This window comes from Citrobacter portucalensis (genome assembly GCF_002042885.1).
In the GTDB taxonomy this organism is placed as follows: domain Bacteria; phylum Pseudomonadota; class Gammaproteobacteria; order Enterobacterales; family Enterobacteriaceae; genus Citrobacter; species Citrobacter portucalensis.
Window position 1 is genome coordinate 85,014 of record NZ_MVFY01000011.1, and the last position, 21,517, is coordinate 106,530.

Genomic DNA, 21,517 nt, shown 5'->3' on the forward strand with positions numbered 1-21,517 from the left:
ACCCGCTCTAACCACAAAACTTGCGACAGCATACAAACAATTCAGTTGATGAAGTATACCAGTAAAGAGAGCGGGTTCCTCTGATAGTTCACAGGAGAACCCGTTTGCGTCGTTTTTTGTACGCTTATTAATCAAAACCAGGAGCGCACGGCAGCCTGTGGCTAAAACGTTTCCCAGTGCGGGTCTTGTGGCGAACTCCCCGCAGAGGTCGCTCGTGGAGTATCCTTAGGTGGTTTTCGATGCTCACTGTTGGAGGCATCGCGAGTGATGCGAAATGCCGCCACGGCCAGACGTAACTGTTCAGCTTGTTGTTCCAACGAAGCGGCGGCGGCAGCAGACTCCTCTACCAGCGCGGCGTTTTGTTGTGTGACACTGTCCATCTGCGAGACCGCGAGGCTCACCTGCTCAATCCCCCGACTCTGTTCCTCCGAGGCTGAGGCGATTTCCCCCATGATGTCCGTCACGCGGGTGACCGCTGCGACAATCTCTTTCATCGTTTTACCCGCGTCCGACACCTGCTGAGATCCCATCCCCACGCTGTGGGTTGAGTTATCAATCAACGCTTTGATCTCTTTGGCTGCCTGAGCGCTACGGCTTGCCAGGGTACGGACTTCACCCGCCACAACAGCAAATCCGCGTCCCTGCTCTCCTGCTCTGGCAGCCTCAACCGCCGCGTTGAGCGCCAGGATATTGGTCTGGAAAGCAATACTGTCGATGACGCTGGTGATCTGCGCAATTTGCTGTGAACTACCGGCAATTTCACTCATCGTGTGCACGACAGTATCAACAACCCGTCCACCACGTGCGGCAGTATCAGACGCATTCTTAGCCAGTTGAGTCGCCTGTTTCGCATTGTCCGTATTTTGCTTCACGGTCGCGGTAAGCTGTTCCATGCTGGCGGCTGTCTCTTCAAGTGAAGCAGCCTGCTGCTCAGTACGCGAAGACAGATCGTTGTTACCTGATGAGATTTCCGTTGCGCCGCTATGAATCGTTTCTGAGCTGTTACGCACCGACGTGACTGTCGAAATCAGCGACTGTCGCATTTCATCTAAGCCCGTCGCCAAACGTCCCATTTCATTACGTCCCTGGACGTCGAGTTGATGGGTCAGATCACCACGGGTAATAATGCGGATATGCTCCATGATCTGCGCCAGGGGTTTAAGCAGCATATGCTGCAACCCACTCCAGATCATGCCCAGAACGATGAGCACAGCGACGACAATTGCCCCTAACGTCCATTGCATGCGGGTAAAGCTGTGCTGATTTTCCGCCGCCGCGTGCTGCAGCAACGCGTTGTTTTCGTTACGCCACTGGTCATAGCTGGCTTCCATTTCATCCTGCGCCTTCTGAGCATCAAGATCGCCATAGGCCTGATAGTTATTCGCGCGCAGATACTCTATCGATAACGCCATCACGTCGTGCATCTGCCGATACTGTTTTTCCATTTCAGATGCAATTTGCGGATTCTGCCCCGACACCTGCGGCAATGACTGATAATGCGCGAAGTATCCCTCAGCCTTTTTCATCGACTCACTCGCCGTCTTTAGCAAAGTATCAATGGCCGCCAGTGAGGCCGGATCGCGTTGATTCTTTAAGAAACGAATTGCTACGCGGGTTACCGTTACTCGGGTTTTAATCAGCGTATTGACGCTATCACTCAGATTTTCCTGTTGGGCATTCAGGGTGCCTGAGTTCTGGAAATTATGGCGATCATTGTTTACCGCAGAATAAAAAAAGCTTCCTGTCACGACCTGTAGCAAACAGAAAATGGCGAGAACCAGAAGAATGCCGGTAATAACACGCACATTTTTAATCATAGTATTTCATCCATTGAACTCACATTGGGTACCCAATGATTATCGGCTTCAAAGGCGATTACTTTATGTGCAATAGCAGAATTTGCAGGAGGAGGGAGTCGTGCGGTGAAACGCTGTAAAGAGACTGTGTCTTATCCGGCCTACGAGAGATTTCTGCAGGCCGGATAAGCACAGCGTAATTTTTTAGACGGTGAAGCCGAGCATCATCCCGGTATCTTCATGCTCTAACAGATGGCAATGCGCCATATAGGCATGCTCTTTTGGCGCGTCGTGGTCAAACTTCACTAACACCTCGCTCACGCCGCCTTCTACCCGCACAGTGTCCTTCCATCCCGCGCGGTGTGCGGCAGGTGCTTTGCCATTCTCAGACAGAATGCGGAACTGCGTACCATGAATGTGGAACGGATGCAGCATCATGTCGCCCTGGCCGGAAATCACCCAGCGTTCGTGCTGACCTTTCGCCGCGGCAAACATCGGTTTATTCATATCAAATGCCTGGCCATTAATCCGGTTGGCATTATGGAAGTCGAATGTTCCATGCTTCATGTTGCCCATGTCGCCATGCTGCATATTCCCCATCTTACCGTGGTTCATATTGCCATGATTCATATTGCCGTGGCCCATATTGTCATTATTCATATGGCCCATCATCTTCCCATGATCCATACCCGCCATGGCCTGACCGCCGTATTTCTTCATCAGCATTTGCATGCCCATCATATCGAGCATCGGATCCATCGACAGCTGCAGCTTGCGCACCGTCAGCCCTTCCAGTGACGGCAGCGATGGCATGGATGTCAGCGAATCTGGCAGCGTGCCGGAAGCGGTAATCAGCAACGGTTGAACGCGCATCACCGGGTGCGGCTTATCGAATGGCGCAATCGCCATCCCCATCTGGCTGACTGGCAGAGTGACCAGATCAAAAGCTTTGCCGTCACTGACATCCACCAGCACTTCAAAGCGCTCGCCCATCAGCATAGGAAGCTCGGTCACTTTTACCGGTTCCGCCAACAGTCCGCCGTCGCTGGCAATGACGTACAAAGGACGATTGTCGCTGGCCGCAATGTTCAGTGAGCGTGCGTTACAACCATTCAACAGACGCAAGCGCAGCCAGCCGCGCGGTGCGGCATGCTGAGGATAAATCGCCCCGTTGGCCAGCAGCGTATCGCCAAACCAGCCGACGGCGGCGGTCATGATGTCCAGTTGATAATCAACCTGCCCATCAGCAGAAAACTGTTTGTCCTGAATAATCACCGGCACATCATCAATGCCCCACTGCTTAGGCAGCATCAGCTTGCGAATCTCTTCATCTTCAATCAGCACCAGTCCGGCCAGTCCCATAGCTACCTGACGGCCGGTCTTTCCATGCTGATGCGGGTGGAACCAGCAGGTCGCCGCCCGTTGATCCGGCGTGAAGGTCACTGAACGTTTCCCGCCCGCCGGGATAATGCCTTGCGGCCCACCGTCGACTTCACCGGGGATTTCCAGACCGTGCCAGTGCAACGTCGTCTCTTCGGCAAGCTGGTTATGGATATCCACGGTCACCGACTGCCCTTTGTTCAGCTTGACCGCAGGTCCGAGTAAATTGCCGTTATATCCCCAGGTCGTCGCTGTTTTACCAGCAAAGCTCGATTTTCCGGCTTGCACCACCAATTGCATACGGTTTGAGGCATCCGCGGTTAACAGGTCAGGAATGGGCAATGCAGGGCGGTCTGCGGCAAATACGCTCCGGCTCCACAGAGGTAACGCTGACGCGACGCCCAGCGCCACGGAGTACTTTAAAAAGTCACGACGTTGCATAATCACTTCCTTATATTCAGCAGCTTAAGCAGGCTATCTTTTAAGCATAAGCCTTCCCCTTACGGGAAGGTCAAGTGAACGGCTAATAATAAAGGTCGTCGCTTCGCTCGCAGTATGCTAACGTTTAAATTCCGTGATGCAGTGGTAGAAGCAATGAAGACGTTTTTCAGAACAGTTTTGTTCGGCACCCTGATGGCCGTATGCGCAAATAGCTACGCGCTCAGCGAGTCCGAAGCCGAAGATATGGCCGATTTAACGGCAGTTTTTGTTTTTCTGAAAAATGACTGTGGATACCAGAATTTGCCTAATGGGCAGATTCGTCGCGCACTGGTCTTTTTTGCCCAGCAAAACCAGTGGGACCTGAGTAATTACGACACCTTCAATATGAAAGCGCTGGGTGAAGACAGCTACCGCGATCTCAGCGGTATCGGCATCCCTACAGCAAAGAAATGCAAAGCGCTGGCGCGTGACTCTCTGAGCCTGCTGGCCTACGTTAAATAATCTCCGGCGCAATCAGGGTTGAGATTGCCGTTACTCTGGCTGTACCAGCGTCAGGGCAACGGATTGCGCTTTTAATTCAGTCTGCGCGTTTGGCGGTAGATTCACATCGGTAACAACATCGGTAAAGCAACTAAGCGGCGCGACGTTAAATAACGAATGTGCGCCGTACTTACTGCTATCCGCCAGCAATACCTTCCGTTGGGCATTCGCAATAATTTCCTGCTTTAATCCCGCTTTGTCTTCCGTTGGCGTGGTTACACCCTTTTCCATACTCCAGGTGTTACAGCTCATAAAAGCAATATCAGGATAGACGCTGCGCAACATTTTCCGGCCAAACTCACCAATACAGGACTGGCTGCTGTCATCGATGCGTCCACCGACGATCGTCACCTCTATCTGACGGAATTCTGACAAAAACAGGGCAATATGCAGATCAACGGTAATCACTCGCAGCGGCAAATGCGTCAGACATTTTGCCAGCTCCAGCATTGTGGTACCGGCATCAAGCACCACGGCATCACCCGCACGCACCATTGAGGCGGCAAAACGCGCAATCGCCCGTTTCTCAGCAGGCGATCGCAGTTGCTTTTCGTTTGTGGTTGGCTGCGCAGCTTCAAAGCGTCGTAACGCAACACCGCCGTGGCTGCGGCTGATCACACCCTGTTCATCCAGCTTGATGAGATCGCGCCTGATCGTTGCTGGAGAGGCGTCAACCGCGTCAACCAACTGTTCCACGGTAACCAGCGTATGATTTTTCAAATACGCCACAATCTTATCCAGACGGTGTTGCCCTTTCATAACAGTAAATTACGCCAGTTGCATTGCCAGTTTGATCGATACGGCCATGCTCTCAGATTTTGCTTTTCCCGTCCAGGCGATATCAAATGCCGTACCGTGATCGGCAGAGGTACGAATAAACGGTAAACCTGCTGTGATATTTACACCATCATAGAAACCCAGCAATTTCAGCGGGATATGCCCCTGATCGTGGTACATCGCCACCACCATGTCATACTGACCTTCATAAGCCTGTAAAAACACGGTATCCGGCGGGCACGGACCGTAAACATCCATCCCCTTCGCTCTCATATTCTCAATCGCGGGTCCGACAATACGAATTTCCTCATCGCCAAACAGGCCATTCTCTCCGGCATGTGGATTCACCCCCGCAACGGCAATACGCGGGTGTGCAAAGCCTACGCGCTTCAGGAAGGTATCCGCGATACCAATCACCGTTTCGACACGTTGCCCATTGAGCGTATCAAGGAATTTGCGCAGAGCGATATGCGTCGAAACATGGATAACTTTCAGCTTATCGGTGTACAGCACCATCGCATAGTCGCGGCTTTCGGTTAGCGTTGCCAGCAGTTCGGTATGTCCAGGATAATTGTGTCCGCCGAGATGCAGCGCTTCTTTGTTCAACGGCGCGGTCGCGATGGCATGTACATCCCCCTTCATCGCCAGTTCAGTCGCCCGCTTCACACAGCGATAGGCCAGATCGCCCGCCTGCGCCTGCACTGTACCTGGGAGCAGTTCGTCAGGTTTCGCCAGCGGTTCATCAATCACATGAATCGTATCTGGCGTGAATCTGGCATCGGCGACCTGTTCAATAGCGCGAAATGTTACTCCGTCAGCCAGCCCCTGAGCCTGTAACCGCTGCAGCGTTTTTAGGCACCCAACCACCACCAGCGGCGCACCATTAAGTTCATCTTCGCGTAGCGCTTTAACAATAATTTCCGGACCAATCCCCGCCGGGTCTCCCATCGTAATCGCAATTGTTTTAGTTACCACGGTACATCTCCTCAATAAAATACAGCGCATCGCAAAGGGTCGTATCAGAACCGAATCCACCCGCTTTGGTAATAACCGGCAAGTCGTCAATCTCGCTATTCACAAACGTTCCGCACGGAATACACGGGGCGACCTCACTGTGGATGCGATACCCTTCTGCACCCAACGCACTGGCGACCGCCGTGGCAATATCGCCTCCGGTCAGGAACAATCCGCCGATACGTGCTTGTTCAATAATGCGCAGCGTTATCTCCCCTAGACGCTGACTCAGCAGTTCTCCCAACTGCTGGCGACTCATCCCCACGTTGAAACACAGCGTGTCGATCATGTCCCGGTCTTCTGCACATCGACTGGTGCGTAAGATCGTGTGCTGCTGCTGGCTCAGTTGCGCGCAAGCCTGTTCAATAACAGAGTCCATTTCCGGTGCAAATGACGATGCAACCAACCGCGCGGCATCGATATCAACGACTTTTGCCCGACCCTGACACACTGCTTTTTCCACCTGACGTCGCGTTGCCTCACTCATTGAGCCAGCCACAACCAACACCGGTAATTCCTGCTTTTCTTGCATAAACGTTGCGGCCGGTAGCGCATTGGCAAGCCCTGCCGCCCCTACGAGCAGCGGCATCTGTTTTTGCTCACAAACCGCCTGCGCAATGAGCGCGAGATCTCGCTCTTCCACAGCATCCACCACCACCATACATTCGCCGGCTTTTGCAAAAGCGCTCAGCAGCGCACTCAAACTTCCCCGACGCACATCCACCAGCGACACCTCATGTACAGGGACATCGCTTTGCAGCGCGACCAGTTCAGCAATACGCGAAGAGTGAATAGGCGTTTTTGGATCGCTGGCGAATTCCGTTTCCAGCAGCGGCACACCATGGACCAGGCACAAGCCATCCTGCGTGGTGCGCCCGGCAGCAGGAATTGCCGCCGCAATCACGGCCAGCGTCCGACCGGCTGTACGCATGGCTGCAGTGACTTCAGCCCCCACATTGCCACGAAATGTCGAGTCTATTTTTTTGTATACCAGCGGTATTGCTTCGCCCTCACACCATGGCGCTAACGCTTGTTGTACAGCCGCGGCGGCCTGCGTTGCCGGCATCGCCCGGCTTTCCGTATTGATGACCAGAACATCGGCGCGGCGCGACGGTTTCTGCGCTGGGGTCAGCATTACTTCGGTACGCGCCCCTTTTTTCGCCAGCTGTACGCCGGTATCGTTAGAGCCCGTAAAGTCATCGGCGATAACGATCATTTTCATGCTTTCTTCTCCTGCACGGCCTGACGAGACTGCCTTTTCGCGACCCACGACGTAAGAATTGGCGTCAGAATGGCGGTTGTAATGACTGACGCAGCGATCAGCGGCGCTGCCGCAGCGGCAACCTCTGCCAGCGAGGGATCGGCCTGTGCTATAGCCAGTGGCGTCGCGACGGCGTTCCCCGCCGTACTGGATGCCGCAGCACCAGCAATACCACTCCCGCCAACCAGACGATCGGCACGAATGTTAAAGAAGCCGCCCACAAAGGTGGTCAGCACACCCAGCAGAATGCCCGCCAGACCGCCTTGCAGCAGCATTTCCAGGTTAATACCGGCTCCAAGTGCAAATGCAAAGAAAGGAATGAGCAGTGGACCGCCTTTGGTCAGGAAGTCACGCATATTGGCGTCGAGGTTACCGAGGATCATGCCAACCACCAGCGGAACAAGAACCGCCACCAGCGCCATGATAGGAATATTTGCCATACCCGCCGCGCCCAGCGCGATCATGGTAAAGAAAGGCCCGTCATTCAGAGACAAAATGGAGATCGCACCGACATCACGTTCATTGCCAAACTCGCCAACCAGCGCCGCGTAAAGCCCGCCATTGGAGTTACTCATTGCCGCAATAATGGCAACACCGCTTAAGCCAAAGATGCCCTCCGCGCCAAACAGGTGTTCAACCCCGAGACCAATTGCAATCGCGACCAGTAACTTGGTCAGCGTAATCGTGCCGCCTTGTAGCAAAGCTTGCGGCGCCGCCTTTACGCTAATTCCCGCCCCCATACAGAGCAGGAACGCGCCAATCAAGGGAGCCGCGCCATTTTTAAATAAAGCCGTGGTGAATCCACCGATCTGCAACGCCTGCGGGGCAAAAGTGTTGATAATGGCACCGATAACCAACGGCACAACCATCATGCCGCCGGGTACGCGTTCTATTGCCTTCTTGATGTTCATGGTCTTCCCGCCTGTTGTTATGTTGTGATTAAATAAAATCACAGCGATTATATTCAATCAAAATCAGATCACAAACGCGGCAGATCACAGTTTTTAAATGATTAATAAAAATCAAATAATCATTCGGATGAAAAAAAAGCCGGGTTTGTCTCACCCGGCTTCATTGATATCTGAAATATCTCAGGATTGATGCACAAATTCGCGGTATGCCGCCACAACCTGAAGAAAGTCCTCTACACCACAGAGCGAAAAACTTTCTTCGTCGTAGTAGCTCATCCCCTCTTCCATCTCATCGCCAGAGAACTCCAGCTGATTAGCGCGAACCATCACTTCTTCGCCATCCAGCCAGAGCGTGTATTCATGCCCTACTCGCTGCCAGGAGCGCTCACTGCCCTTAACCGCACGCGCTGCCTGTTCCACTTCATCAAGTAAGGCCAGGTTTTCTTTCACTTCCTCATTAAACCAGTGCCCCACCACCTCGTGGCCCATGGACATACGCACTTTTACCACCCCGGTAATATCGCGCAGAAATTCGTAATCCATAATGTCTTCCTCTACTCCCGGCAATGCGCCAATACCGCATTGCGCCTTGCTGTAATTATCGCAGCAGCGCGGCAGAAAAAAAGCGTAGTGGGTATAAGGAATAGAAATAAAAATGCCCGGAGAAGCAGACTTCTCCGGGCATTGATGCGTTTTTACACAAAATGCTTTAGGGCATTACACCGCGGTCTGGAAAATCACACCATCCGCTTTCTCGGTGTACTGAGACAGCTGGTCGAAGTTCAGATAACGGTAAGTATCTACGGCCGTTTTATCTACCTGCGCCACATAGGTCTGATACTCTTCCGCCGTCGGCAGTTTGCCGATGAGCGCCGCAACCGCCGCCAGTTCCGCAGAAGCCAGGTAGACGTTCGCCCCGGTACCTAAACGGTTCGGGAAGTTACGGGTAGAGGTCGACACCACCGTTGCGCCGTCGGCTACACGCGCCTGGTTACCCATGCACAGAGAGCAGCCTGGAATTTCGATACGCGCACCGCTCTTACCGAACACGCTGTAATAACCTTCTTCGGTCAGCTGTGCCGCATCCATACGGGTTGGCGGAGCCACCCACAGACGCGTTGGCAGTTGGCCTTTGTGCGCATCCAGCAGCTTACCAGCGGCACGGAAGTGGCCGATGTTAGTCATGCAGGAGCCGATGAACACTTCGTCGATCTTCTCGCCCTGTACGTCAGACAGCAGACGCGCATCGTCCGGATCGTTCGGTGCACACAGGATTGGCTCTTTGATATCCGCCAGATCGATGTCGATCACTGCCGCGTATTCTGCGTCAGCGTCGGCTTCCAGCAACTGCGGATCCGCCAGCCATTTTTCCATGCCCTGCACACGACGTTCCAGCGTACGGCGATCGCCGTAACCTTCTGCGATCATCCACTTCAGCAGAACGATGTTAGAGCTCAGATACTCAACGATCGGCTCTTTGTTCAGCTTGATGGTACAACCGGCAGCAGAACGTTCAGCGGAGGCGTCGGTCAATTCGAACGCCTGCTCTACTTTGAGATCCGGCAGACCTTCGATTTCAAGAATGCGGCCAGAGAAGATGTTCTTCTTACCTTTCTTCTCAACGGTCAGCAGACCCTGTTTGATCGCGTACAGCGGGATGGCGTGTACCAGATCGCGCAGGGTGATACCCGGCTGCATTTTGCCTTTGAAACGCACCAGAACGGATTCCGGCATATCCAGCGGCATCACGCCGGTCGCCGCAGCAAACGCCACCAGACCAGAACCTGCCGGGAAGGAAATACCAATCGGGAAACGGGTATGGGAGTCACCACCGGTACCTACGGTATCCGGCAGCAGCATGCGGTTCAGCCAGGAGTGAATAACGCCGTCGCCCGGACGCAGCGACACACCGCCGCGGTTCATGATGAAGTCTGGCAGCGTGTGATGCGTGTTCACGTCAACCGGCTTCGGATACGCCGCAGTGTGGCAGAAGGACTGCATCACCAGGTCAGACGAGAAGCCCAGGCACGCCAGGTCTTTCAGTTCGTCACGGGTCATAGGGCCAGTAGTATCCTGAGAACCGACGGAGGTCATCTTCGGTTCGCAGTACGCGCCCGGACGGATGCCTTTCACGCCGCAAGCGCGGCCAACCATTTTCTGTGCCAGGGAGAAGCCACGACTGCTTTCCGCCACGTCTTTCGCCTGACGGAATACGTCGCTGTGCGGCAGACCCAGCGCTTCGCGCGCCTTGGTGGTCAGGCCACGACCGATGATCAGCGGGATACGGCCACCGGCGCGTACTTCGTCGATCAGGACTTCGGTTTTCAGCTCAAAGCTTGCCAGCAGTTCGCCGGTTTCGTGGTTGCGTACTTCGCCTTTGAACGGGTAAACGTCAATCACGTCGCCCATGTTCATGTTCGACACGTCCACTTCAATCGGCAGTGCGCCCGCATCTTCCATGGTGTTGAAGAAGATAGGTGCAATTTTGCCGCCGAGGCACAGGCCGCCGCCACGCTTGTTCGGCACATGAGGAATGTCGTCACCCATGAACCACAGCACGGAGTTGGTTGCGGATTTACGCGAAGAACCGGTACCGACAACATCACCCACATAAGCCAGCGGGTAACCTTTTTTCTGCAATTCTTCGATCTGTTTGATCGGGCCAACCACGCCCGGCTGATCCGGTTCGATACCTTCACGGGCGTTTTTCAGCATCGCCAGCGCGTGCAGAGGGATATCCGGGCGAGACCATGCATCCGGTGCCGGAGAAAGGTCATCGGTGTTGGTTTCACCCGTCACTTTAAAGACGGTAACGGTGATTTTTTCAGCCAGAGCTGGACGGTTCAGGAACCATTCGGCATCAGCCCAGGATTGCATTACCTGCTTCGCATATTCGTTGCCCGCTTTGGCTTTTTCTTCTACATCGTAGAAGTTATCGAACATCAGCAGCGTTGAAGAGAGCGCTTTGGCGGCAATCGGCGCCAGTTTTGCATCGTCCAGCGCGTCGATCAGCGGATGAATGTTGTAGCCACCCTGCATGGTACCCAGCAGTTCAATGGCTTTTTCTGGGGTAACCAGCGGGGAGGTGGTGTCGCCTTTTGCGACAGCGGCGAGAAAACCAGCTTTAACATAAGCGGCTTCATCTACGCCAGGAGGAACGCGGTTGATCAACAGGTCTAACAGGAATTCTTCTTCGCCCACAGGCGGGGTCTTCAGCAGCTCGACAAGTGCAGCCATTTGGGTTGCGTCTAAAGGTTTTGGCACAATCCCCTGGGCAGCACGCTCAGCTACGTGCTTACGGTATTCTTCTAGCACGACGATATCTCCTCGCTCTCATTGTCATAATGCGGCGCTTTTGTAGATGGGCGATTCTCTTCACGCTCCTGTGAGACAGTAGTTAGTAGGGTAAATGCCCGGTACCGCATAAGGCACAATAACAGGATTTTCATTAAGTGTTAATCCGTTTACAAAAAAGCAACATAAAAAATTGGCTGAATCGTTAAGAATGGTATAGCGACAAGGCGAGGTGAAATTAAGTCAGCTTAAAACCACCCATAAACGGTTAATTTTCAAGCGCGATCGGCTGAATATTCCAGCGATTTTTCCGCCATCACATATAATTGTGTAATAAATACTCACACTCTTTTTTCGGACCTACCTGGTGAATCAACCATAAAAGTCAAAACTGTCTAACACGGGTGAATAATACTCGCGGCAACAGGAACGCCTCACGGCACAGCGCTCGTCTCGTTGGAGTCATTTTATGAAGTTGCCCCTTAAGCCACATCTGCTTGTCCTTTTGTGCAGTGCCGGGCTGTTTGCCGCCTCTGGCGTGATGTTTGTTAAAAGTCGCACAACGGAGCCTGCTCCTCCGCCCCCCGTTGCGCAGCAACCGTCAACACCGGCCCCAGCTCCCGTAGCGGCCCCTGCCCCGGCCGACCAAACAGCGCCCGCCGTGGCACCAACCTACTCGGCAGCACAGATCGATCAGTGGGTTGCACCCATCGCGCTCTATCCAGACTCGCTGTTGTCACAAATTTTGATGGCCTCAACCTATCCGGCTAACGTCATCCAGGCCGCACAGTGGTCAAAAGACAATCCCAAAATGCAGGGCGATGCCGCCATTCAGGCAGTTGCCAGCCAGCCCTGGGATCCCAGCGTGAAATCGCTGGTTGCCTTTCCTCAGTTGATGTCGCTGATGGGTGAAAATCCGCCGTGGGTACAAAGTCTGGGCGATGCTTTCCTCGCACAGCCGAAGGACGTCATGGATTCCGTTCAACGTCTGCGCGCGCTGGCGCAACAAACCGGCGCGCTGCAATCAACACCGCAACAGACCGTCACCACCGTGACCAAAGCGGCACCGGCGAAAACCGCCACCAGCACGTCAACAACCAGCACTACCACCACGACAAGCCCTACGGTCATCAAGATTGAATCCGCCGATCCGCAGGTGGTGTATGTTCCAACCTATAACCCGAACACGGTTTACGGTACCTGGCCGAATACCGCCTATCCGCCAACCTATCTGCCACCAACGCCCGGTGAGCAATTTGGTAACAGCTTCGTCAATGGTTTAGGCTTCAGCCTTGGTGTCGCCACAACCTATGCCATCTTCAGCAACATCGACTGGGATGACGACGACGACCACCATCATAATGATGACTGGGATAACCATGGCGGCTATAACCGCAACGGTGATAACAACATCAACATTAACGTTGATAACTTCAATAAAATCAGTGGTCAGCGCCTGACAGATGCCAACCGTACCTGGCAGCATAACCCAGCCTACCGTGAGGGTGTGCCTTACCCAAATAGCCAGCTCAATAACCGCTTCCACTCCACTAACACGGCAACCGGGTTAAGTTCGACTCAGCAAAGACCGGTCAACCGTGATAACCAGCGCCAGGCAGCCCTGAGCCAGATGGAAAAATCGACGGGGAAAACATTCCCGCAAACGGCGCGTACGGGCACGAGAGACGCCCAGCGTCAGGCATCGAATCAACAACTGAAGCAAATTTCCCAACGTAATAACTACCGCGGTTACGATACCAAACCGCAAACCGCGAAGCGGACGAGCACTCAGCAGCGGGAGAATCGCCAGGCAGTCGCCCAGCGACAGGAGAAACGGGTCACGCAACCGGCGCAGCAACGCAATGTACAACAGCGCAATCTTCAACAGCGAACCAGCCAGCCACGCGCCAATGCGCTGAGCGGTAACGACAGTCGCTCCGCCAACTGGCAGGCACAGCAACAGCGAGGTGCCCAGAGCCGGCAGGTCGCCCGTAATCAGCCATCACGCCAGCCTTCTGGCGGGCGTGCTGAACACCGTGAATTCCGTCATCGTTAAGGGAACCGACATGAAAAATAAACTACTCAGTGGAATGGTGTTGTTCATGGTTTCGGCCACCGCGATGGCACAACAATCCTTCAGCACACCAGACCAGGCAACAGATGCGCTGGCAAACGCTATCAGTGAGCAAAATGAAAGTGCAATGAGCAACCTGCTCGGGGAAAACTGGCGTGATTTTCTGCCGCCAGAAGGCGTCGATCCTGATGCGGTTGATCGCTTCCTGCGTGACTGGAAGGTACGCCATAGCACTGTCATCGACGGCAATACGGCGCATCTTGTGGTTGGGGACAGCGACTGGCAACTGCCAATCCCGGTCGTCAAAAACGCTTCAGGCTGGCAATTTGATATCAAGGAAGCGGCCGAAGAGATCCTGACCCGTGAGATTGGACGCAACGAACTTGCTGCCATCGAGGCGTTGCACGCCTATGTGGATGCTCAGCAGAGCTATTTTGCGATGAACCAGAAATACGCGCAAAAGATTGTCAGTTCTGAAGGGAAAAAGGATGGTCTGTACTGGCCTGTTTCGCCGGGCGAAGCGCCAAGCCCGCTTGGCCCAGCCTTCAGTCCACAGGAGCCGGGCATGGGCTATCACGGCTATCGCTTCCGGATCCTTCCCGATAAAACCAGCGGTTTTGCCATGGTAGCCTGGCCCGTTAGCTACGATCACACCGGCGTGATGAGTTTTATGATTAACGGTGAAGACAAAGTCTACCAGGCCGATCTCGGTGTTGAATCACAGCAGAAAGCACAAGCGTTAACCACATTCCATCCGGATAAAAACTGGCAACCTGTAGCGCCCTAATACCGAGTCGGAAGGTTAGTAGGCCGGGTAAGGCATAGCCGCCCCCCGGCAACCCGCAACAAATTACAGGATGTTAGCGACAGATTTCGCCAGTTGAGCTTCCAACACCGGCTTCGCTTCTTCGAACTTCAGATTCACTTTGTTAGCATTAGACACAACGCGGGTCTGGTATTTTGCGCGATCGCCTTGCGCGCTGCTGGTTTGCAGCTTGATGCCAGATGTCCCTTGACGCAATGCAGCAACATTATCCGTTGTCACTTTCGCTTTGCTGCGTTCAGAGATTTGCAGGTCAGTAACCATGGTGTAGTTTACGTCTTCCACCATCGCATCCGCGGCCATGCCGATCAGCCCCGCCGCGATACCAACACCCAGCGCCGCACCAGAGGAGTTGCTGTTATAAGCGGTAATCCCCGCGCCCAGCGCTGCGCCCATCGCGGCACCTTCGTAACCCGTTTTCAGGAAGCCTTGAGCTTCACGCAGATCCATTTTGTCCGCTTTCAACACGTTCGCCTGCACCCAGTAATAAGCGCTGTCTGGCGAACTGGTCACTTTATACCCCTTCGCTGACAGGTCATTTGCCAGCAGGGTTTGCAGGTTACTCATGTCTTTGTCAGAGGTGTTTTTTACCTGAATGTAGACGGTCTTCTCGCTGGAAGGCTCCAGCCAGATGGTTTCACTCATCTGCGTTTTCACTTCAAGGTTACGTTTTTTAACGGCGGTGGTCATCGCACCACAACCGGTCAGCGTCATTGTCGCGACAACCATGCCAACAACCGCGATTTTTTTTAAAGACATGTATTTTCCTTTTTCGTGTAATAGAGAGTCCAGAGCCTCTTCTCCGTGCGGCCAGTAGCCACACAATGGCGAAAAAAGTATCGGCAGTTGCGCAATTTTTTTTAGTGGAAATATCAATGAGATGACTACTAAAACTGGTAGTTTTCAGGCAAAAAAAACGCCTCCGAAGAGGCGTTTTCACAAAAGCGGGAAGATTACTTTTTCTTCGCTTTCGGGTTTGGCAGGTCGGTAATGCTACCTTCAAAGATTTCTGCCGCCAGGCCCACGGACTCGTGCAGAGTCGGGTGCGCGTGGATGGTCAGCGCGATATCTTCTGCGTCACAACCCATTTCGATCGCCAGACCGATTTCGCCCAGCAGCTCGCCGCCGTTGGTACCGACAATCGCACCACCGATAACACGGTGAGATTCTTTGTCGAAAATCAGTTTGGTCATACCGTCTGCGCAATCGGAAGCGATAGCACGGCCAGAAGCAGCCCACGGGAAGGTGGCGGTTTCGTAGCTAATGCCTTTTTCTTTCGCTTCTTTCTCGGTCAGACCAACCCATGCAACTTCTGGTTCAGTGTATGCAATGGATGGGATAACTTTCGGATCGAAGTAGTGTTTCTTGCCGGCGATAACTTCAGCGGCAACGTGACCTTCATGAACACCTTTGTGTGCCAGCATCGGCTGACCGACGATATCGCCGATAGCAAAGATGTGCGGTACGTTGGTGCGCAGCTGTTTGTCAACGCGGATGAAGCCACGGTCGTCAACTTCCACGCCAGCTTTGCCCGCGTCGAGGTTTTTACCGTTCGGTACACGACCGATAGCGACCAGCACAGCATCGTAACGCTGAGCTTCGGCAGGGGCTTTTTTGCCTTCCATGGAAACGTAGATACCGTCTTCTTTCGCTTCAACGGCGGTCACTTTGGTTTCCAGCATCAGGTTGAACTTCTTGCTGATGCGCTTGGTGAAGACTTTAACCACGTCTTTGTCGGCAGCCGGGATAACCTGATCGAACATTTCAACCACGTCGATCTCTGAACCCAGCGCATGGTACACGGTACCCATTTCCAGACCGATGATACCGCCGCCCATTACCAGCAGGCGCTTAGGAACAGTTTTCAATTCCAGTGCATCGGTGGAATCCCACACGCGCGGATCTTCATGCGGAATAAACGGCAGTTCGATCGGACGGGAACCCGCCGCGATGATTGCGTTGTCGAAGTTGATCACGGTTTTGCCGTTTTCGCCTTCAACTTCCAGGGTGTTTGCCCCGGTAAATTTACCCAGACCGTTAACCACTTTCACTTTACGGCCTTTGGCCATACCCGCCAGACCGCCGGTCAGCTGAGTGATAACTTTTTCTTTCCAGGTACGAATCTTGTCGATATCGGTTTTCGGCTCGCCAAAAACGATACCGTGTTCAGCCAGCGCTTTGGCTTCTTCGATAACTTTTGCTACGTGCAGCAGCGCTTTAGAAGGGATACAGCCGACGTTCAGACAAACACCGCCAAGGGTGCTGTAACGTTCTACGATGACGGTCTCCAGACCTAAATCTGCGCAACGGAAGGCAGCAGAGTAACCTGCAGGGCCTGCCCCAAGTACCACGACCTGAGTTTTGATTTCAGTGCTCATCATGACCTCTTAATTTATACCCGTCGTCCAGCGGGTCGTTCTATCCGCCCGTATTTTACAAAATTGTTAACAATTTTGAAACAACAAACGGCAACCGATTTGTCTTTCGCACAATAACCTCACTGACTTCATGAGATTACCAGAAAAAAGCCGGCCGTCGGGCCGGCTTTTTCGCTTACATCACCAGGCGGCGAATGTCAGACAGCATGTTGTTGATGATGGTGATAAAGCGCGCACCATCCGCACCGTCAATTACACGGTGGTCGAAGGAGAGCGAAATCGGCATCATCAGACGCGGCATAAACTCTTTACCGTTCCACACTGGCTCCATAGAGGACTTGGAGACACCGAGGATAGCCACTTCCGGCGCGTTCACAATCGGCGCGAAGTGGGTAGTACCCAGGCCACCGATGCTGGAGATGGTGAAGCAACCGCCCTGCATTTCGCCAGCGGTCAGCTTGCCATCACGCGCTTTCTTGGAGATCACGGTCAGTTCACGAGACAGCTCGGTAATGCTCTTCTTGTTCACGTCTTTGAAGACCGGAACAACCAGACCATTCGGAGTATCAACCGCTACACCGATGTTGATGTATTTCTTCAGGGTCAGGCGCTGACCGTCTTCAGACAGGGAGCTGTTGAAGCGCGGCATCTGTTCCAGAGCTGCGGCAACGGCTTTCATGATGAAGACTACTGGGGTGAATTTCACGTCCAGTTTACGTTTTTCAGCTTCGGCGTTCTGCTGTTTACGGAACGCTTCCAGATCGGTGATATCGGTCTTATCGAAGTGAGTAACGTGCGGGATCATCACCCAGTTACGGCTCAGGTTAGCACCAGAGATTTTCTGGATACGGCCCAGTTCCACTTCTTCGATTTCACCAAACTTGCTGAAGTCCACTTTCGGCCAAGGCAGCATGCCCGGGATACCGCCACCTGCTGCTGCAGTCGGAGCCGCTTCAGCACGCTTGATAGCGTCTTTCACGTAAGCCTGAACGTCTTCACGCAGGATACGACCTTTACGGCCAGAACCTTTCACTTTCGCCAGGTTCACACCGAATTCGCGCGCCAGGCGACGAATCAGCGGCGTTGCATGAACGTAAGCGTCGTTTTCAGCAAACTCAGATTTGCCTTCCGCTTTTGCGGCCGGAGCTGCGGCTTGCGCAGGCGCTGGTGCAGCGGCCGGAGCCGGAGCTGCTGCTTGTGCAGGAGCGGCTGCAGGTGCTGCGCCTTCGACTTCGAAGACCATAATCAGAGAACCGGTTTTAACTTTGTCGCCGGTGCTGATTTTGATTTCTTTCACGGTACCCGCGAACGGTGCCGGAACTTCCATCGACGCTTTATCGCCTTCAACGGTGATCAGTGACTGCTCAGCGGCAATTTTATCGCCCACTTTAACCATCACTTCAGTGACTTCAACTTCGTCACCACCGATATCCGGTACGTTAACTTCTTTCGAGCCGGAAGCTGCCGGAGCCGCCGCTGCTGCTGGAGCAGCCGCCTGAGCCGGTGCAGCAGCAGGCGCTGCGCCCGCCACTTCGAAGACCATAATCAGGGAACCGGTAGACACTTTGTCACCCGTGTTGATTTTGATCTCTTTAACGGTACCTGCGAACGGCGCCGGAACTTCCATAGAGGCTTTGTCACCTTCAACGGTGATCAGAGACTGTTCAGCCGCAACGGTGTCGCCCACTTTAACCATGATCTCGGTAACTTCTACTTCGTCGCCGCCGATGTCAGGTACGTGTACGTCTTTCGCCGCAGAGGCAGCAGGTGCTGCTGCCGGAGCTGCTTCTTTCTTCTCTTCTGCCTGAACAGGTGCAGCAGGTGCTGCACCGTCGGCGGAATCGAAAATCATGATCAGTTTGCCGGTCTCAGTTTTGTCGCCAACAGAGACTTTGATCTCTTTAACGATACCCGCCTGAGGGGACGGAACTTCCATAGAGGCTTTGTCGCCTTCTACGGTGATCAGCGACTGTTCAGCTTCAACTTTGTCGCCTACTTTGACCAGGATCTCGGTGATTTCAACTTCATCAGCCCCGATGTCCGGTACATTGATTTCGATAGCCATTATTCTTTTACCTCTTACGCCAGACGCGGGTTAACTTTATCTGCATCGATGTTGAATTTGATGATTGCGTCAGCAACCACTTTCTTATCGATTTCGCCACGTTTAGCCAGTTCGCCCAGGGCCGCTACAACCACGTAGGAAGCATCAACTTCGAAGTGGTGACGCAGGTTTTCACGGCTGTCAGAGCGACCGAAACCGTCAGTACCCAGTACGCGATAATCATCAGCCGGTACATAAGTACGAACCTGTTCGGCAAACAGTTTCATATAGTCAGTAGATGCCACTGCCGGAGCGTCGTTCATCACCTGAGCGATGTACGGAACGCGCGGAGTTTCCATCGGGTGCAGCATGTTCCAGCGCTCACAATCCTGGCCATCACGCGCCAGTTCAGTGAAGGAGGTTACGCTGTAAACGTCAGATCCTACACCGTAGTCGTTCGCCAGGATCTGTGCTGCTTCACGCACGTGACGCAGGATAGAACCGGAGCCCAGCAGCTGAACTTTACCTTTCTTACCTTCGAGGGTTTCGAGTTTGTAGATACCTTTACGGATACCTTCCTCGGCACCTGCTGGCATTGCCGGCATGTGGTAGTTTTCGTTCAGCGTGGTGATGTAGTAGTAAACGTTCTCTTGTTTCTCACCGTACATACGCTCCAGACCATCGTGCATGATGACCGCAACTTCGTACGCGTAAGACGGATCGTAAGAGATACAGTTCGGGATAGTCAGAGACTGAATATGGCTGTGACCATCTTCGTGCTGCAGACCTTCACCGTTCAGCGTCGTACGACCGGAAGTACCACCAATCAGGAAGCCACGAGCCTGTTGGTCGCCTGCCTGCCAGCACAGGTCACCAATACGCTGGAACCCGAACATGGAGTAGTAGATGTAGAACGGGATCATCGGCAGATCGTTGGTGCTGTAAGAAGTCGCAGCAGCCAGCCAGGATGCGCCTGCACCCAGTTCGTTGATACCTTCCTGCAGGATCTGACCTTTCTCGTCTTCTTTGTAGTAAGCAACCTGCTCACGGTCCTGCGGGGTGTACTGCTGACCGTTCGGGCTGTAGATACCAATCTGACGGAACAGACCTTCCATACCGAAAGTACGCGCTTCGTCAGCGATGATCGGAACCAGACGATCTTTGATCGACTTGTTCTTCAGCATCACGTTCAGGGCACGAACGAAAGCGATAGTGGTGGAGATTTCTTTGTTCTGCTCTTCCAGCAGCGCACCGAAGTCTTCCAGAGCTGGCAGTTCCAGCTTCTCGGTGAAGTTCGGCTGACGAGCTGGCAGGTAGCCATGCAGTTTCTGACGCTGAGCGTGCAGATAAGTGTGCTCTTCAGAACCTTCCGGGAAGGTGATGTAAGACAGGTTTTCAACCTGCTCATCGGTCACAGGAACGTTGAAACGGTCGCGGATATAACGCACGCCGTCCATGTTCATTTTCTTAACCTGGTGAGCGATGTTTTTACCTTCAGCAGTGTCACCCATGCCGTAACCTTTGATGGTATGGGCCAGGATTACAGTTGCTCTGCCTTTGGTTTCCTGCGCTTTTTTCAGTGCAGCGTAGACTTTCTTCGGATCGTGACCACCACGGTTCAGAGCCCAAATCTGCTCGTCAGTCCAGTCAGCAACCAGTGCTGCGGTTTCCGGGTATTTACCGAAGAAGTGCTCACGTACGTATGCGCCATCTTTGGATTTGAAGGTCTGGTAGTCGCCGTCAACGGTTTCGTTCATCAGCTGGATCAGTTTACCGCTGGTGTCTTTACGCAGCAGCTCATCCCAACGACCGCCCCACATGACTTTGATAACGTTCCAGCCAGCGCCCGCGAAGATGCCTTCCAGTTCATTAACAATCTTGCCGTTACCGGTTACCGGGCCGTCAAGACGCTGCAGGTTACAGTTGATAACAAAGACCAGGTTGTCCAGTTTTTCACGGGTCGCGATGGTGATCGCACCTTTAGATTCTGGCTCATCCATCTCGCCGTCGCCTAGGAAGGCGTAAACGGTCTGTTTAGAGGTATCTTTCAGGCCACGGTGTTCCAGATATTTCAGGAATTTAGCCTGGTAGATAGCACCGATTGGGCCCAGACCCATAGATACGGTCGGGAACTGCCAGAATTCTGGCATCAGTTTCGGGTGCGGATAGGAAGACAGGCCTTTGCCATGTACTTCCTGACGGAAGTTGTTCATCTGCTCTTCAGTCAGACGACCTTCCAGGAATGCGCGTGCGTAGATGCCCGGAGAGATGTGACCCTGGAAGTACACCAGATCGCCGCCATCTTGCTCGTTGCGTGCGCGGAAGAAGTGGTTGAAGCAAACATCATATACCGTTGCGGAGGACTGGAAGGATGCCATGTGGCCACCCAGCTCGAGGTCCTTTTTAGACGCGCGCAGTACGGTCATAATGGCGTTCCAGCGGATAGCAGAACGAATACGACGTTCCAGCTCCAGATTGCCCGGGTATTCCGGTTCATCTTCAACGGCAATAGTGTTTACATAATTGCTGGCCCCTGCACCTGCCGCTACTTTCACGCCGCCTTTGCGAGCTTCTGAAAGCAGTTGGTCGATCAGATACTGAGCACGCTCAACACCTTCTTCACGGATGACCGATTCGATCGCCTGTAGCCAGTCGCGAGTTTCGATCGGATCCACGTCATTTGGGAAACGTTCTGACATGGGGGTATTCCTTATCTATCTAATACGTTGAGTTATCTGGAACCTGTCCCATTACGTTCTCGCCAGAGAGCGTAATAAGACAGGT

At 53.5% G+C, this 21,517-nt stretch carries 15 protein-coding genes; 3 read left to right on the forward strand and 12 right to left on the reverse strand.

Annotation, left to right across the window (positions count from 1 at the left end):
* Window positions 1-161: 161 nt before the first annotated feature.
* Both tcp and cueO read right to left on the reverse strand, forming a co-directional pair.
* Window positions 162-1,817 (reverse strand): methyl-accepting chemotaxis citrate transducer, encoded by a 1,656-nt coding sequence (gene tcp, locus BZK40_RS16955; protein ID WP_048236121.1) that lies wholly within the window; start codon window positions 1,815-1,817, stop codon window positions 162-164.
* A gap of 183 nt (window positions 1,818-2,000) precedes the next feature.
* The gene (cueO, locus tag BZK40_RS16960) at window positions 2,001-3,617 is read right to left on the reverse strand and encodes a multicopper oxidase CueO (RefSeq protein ID WP_079934987.1); all 1,617 of its coding nucleotides are present in this window, start codon (window positions 3,615-3,617) and stop codon (window positions 2,001-2,003) included.
* Between the two features lie 153 nt (window positions 3,618-3,770).
* Between cueO and BZK40_RS16965 the strand changes: the two genes are divergently transcribed.
* On the forward strand, window positions 3,771-4,118 hold the full coding sequence (locus BZK40_RS16965; protein WP_032941691.1) for a YacC family pilotin-like protein: 348 nt from the start codon (window positions 3,771-3,773) through the stop codon (window positions 4,116-4,118).
* A gap of 30 nt (window positions 4,119-4,148) precedes the next feature.
* Here BZK40_RS16965 and BZK40_RS16970 read toward each other — a convergent pair whose 3' ends face one another.
* The 6 genes from BZK40_RS16970 to acnB all read right to left on the reverse strand — a co-directional run bounded on the left by BZK40_RS16970 (window position 4,149) and on the right by acnB (window position 11,435).
* Window positions 4,149-4,916, reverse strand: coding sequence for a DeoR/GlpR family DNA-binding transcription regulator (locus tag BZK40_RS16970; protein ID WP_008786221.1), 768 nt, complete (start codon window positions 4,914-4,916; stop codon window positions 4,149-4,151).
* Window positions 4,917-4,925: 9 nt separating this feature from the next.
* Window positions 4,926-5,909: a D-threonate 4-phosphate dehydrogenase gene (locus BZK40_RS16975; protein ID WP_079934988.1), complete on the reverse strand. Its 984-nt coding sequence runs from the start codon at window positions 5,907-5,909 to the stop codon at window positions 4,926-4,928.
* Window positions 5,899-7,170, reverse strand: coding sequence for a D-threonate kinase (gene dtnK, locus BZK40_RS16980; protein WP_079934989.1), 1,272 nt, complete (start codon window positions 7,168-7,170; stop codon window positions 5,899-5,901). The genes BZK40_RS16975 and dtnK overlap by 11 nt, the downstream gene beginning before the upstream one ends.
* Window positions 7,167-8,120: a 2-keto-3-deoxygluconate permease 1 gene (locus BZK40_RS16985; protein WP_008786218.1), complete on the reverse strand. Its 954-nt coding sequence runs from the start codon at window positions 8,118-8,120 to the stop codon at window positions 7,167-7,169. Before BZK40_RS16985 ends, dtnK begins: the two co-directional genes overlap by 4 nt.
* Before the next feature lie 180 nt (window positions 8,121-8,300).
* The gene (gene yacL, locus BZK40_RS16990; protein ID WP_079934990.1) at window positions 8,301-8,663 is read right to left on the reverse strand and encodes a protein YacL; all 363 of its coding nucleotides are present in this window, start codon (window positions 8,661-8,663) and stop codon (window positions 8,301-8,303) included.
* 174 nt (window positions 8,664-8,837) lie between these two features.
* Window positions 8,838-11,435 carry a bifunctional aconitate hydratase 2/2-methylisocitrate dehydratase gene (gene acnB, locus BZK40_RS16995; protein WP_008786215.1) on the reverse strand — a complete coding sequence of 866 codons (2,598 nt, stop codon included), beginning with the start codon at window positions 11,433-11,435 and terminating at the stop codon, window positions 8,838-8,840.
* 448 nt (window positions 11,436-11,883) lie between these two features.
* Here acnB and BZK40_RS17005 point away from each other — a divergent pair, with 448 nt between their 5' ends.
* Window positions 11,884-13,470 (forward strand): DUF3300 domain-containing protein, encoded by a 1,587-nt coding sequence (locus tag BZK40_RS17005; protein ID WP_079934991.1) that lies wholly within the window; start codon window positions 11,884-11,886, stop codon window positions 13,468-13,470.
* Window positions 13,471-13,480: 10 nt separating this feature from the next.
* Window positions 13,481-14,275 carry a DUF2950 family protein gene (locus BZK40_RS17010; protein WP_008786213.1) on the forward strand — a complete coding sequence of 265 codons (795 nt, stop codon included), beginning with the start codon at window positions 13,481-13,483 and terminating at the stop codon, window positions 14,273-14,275.
* Between the two features lie 63 nt (window positions 14,276-14,338).
* Here BZK40_RS17010 and traT read toward each other — a convergent pair whose 3' ends face one another.
* From traT to aceE, 4 genes are all read right to left on the reverse strand, one after another.
* Window positions 14,339-15,070 carry a conjugal transfer complement resistance protein TraT gene (gene traT, locus BZK40_RS17015; protein ID WP_048236127.1) on the reverse strand — a complete coding sequence of 244 codons (732 nt, stop codon included), beginning with the start codon at window positions 15,068-15,070 and terminating at the stop codon, window positions 14,339-14,341.
* A 194-nt stretch (window positions 15,071-15,264) separates the two neighbouring features.
* Window positions 15,265-16,689, reverse strand: coding sequence for a dihydrolipoyl dehydrogenase (gene lpdA, locus BZK40_RS17020; protein WP_003829486.1), 1,425 nt, complete (start codon window positions 16,687-16,689; stop codon window positions 15,265-15,267).
* Between the two features lie 175 nt (window positions 16,690-16,864).
* Window positions 16,865-18,754, reverse strand: a complete 1,890-nt coding sequence (gene aceF, locus BZK40_RS17025) for a pyruvate dehydrogenase complex dihydrolipoyllysine-residue acetyltransferase (protein ID WP_079934992.1) — start codon at window positions 18,752-18,754, stop codon at window positions 16,865-16,867.
* 14 nt (window positions 18,755-18,768) lie between these two features.
* A complete protein-coding gene (gene aceE, locus BZK40_RS17030; RefSeq protein ID WP_048214932.1) occupies window positions 18,769-21,432 on the reverse strand; it encodes a pyruvate dehydrogenase (acetyl-transferring), homodimeric type in 2,664 nt (887 codons plus the stop codon).
* Window positions 21,433-21,517: the final 85 nt, after the last annotated feature.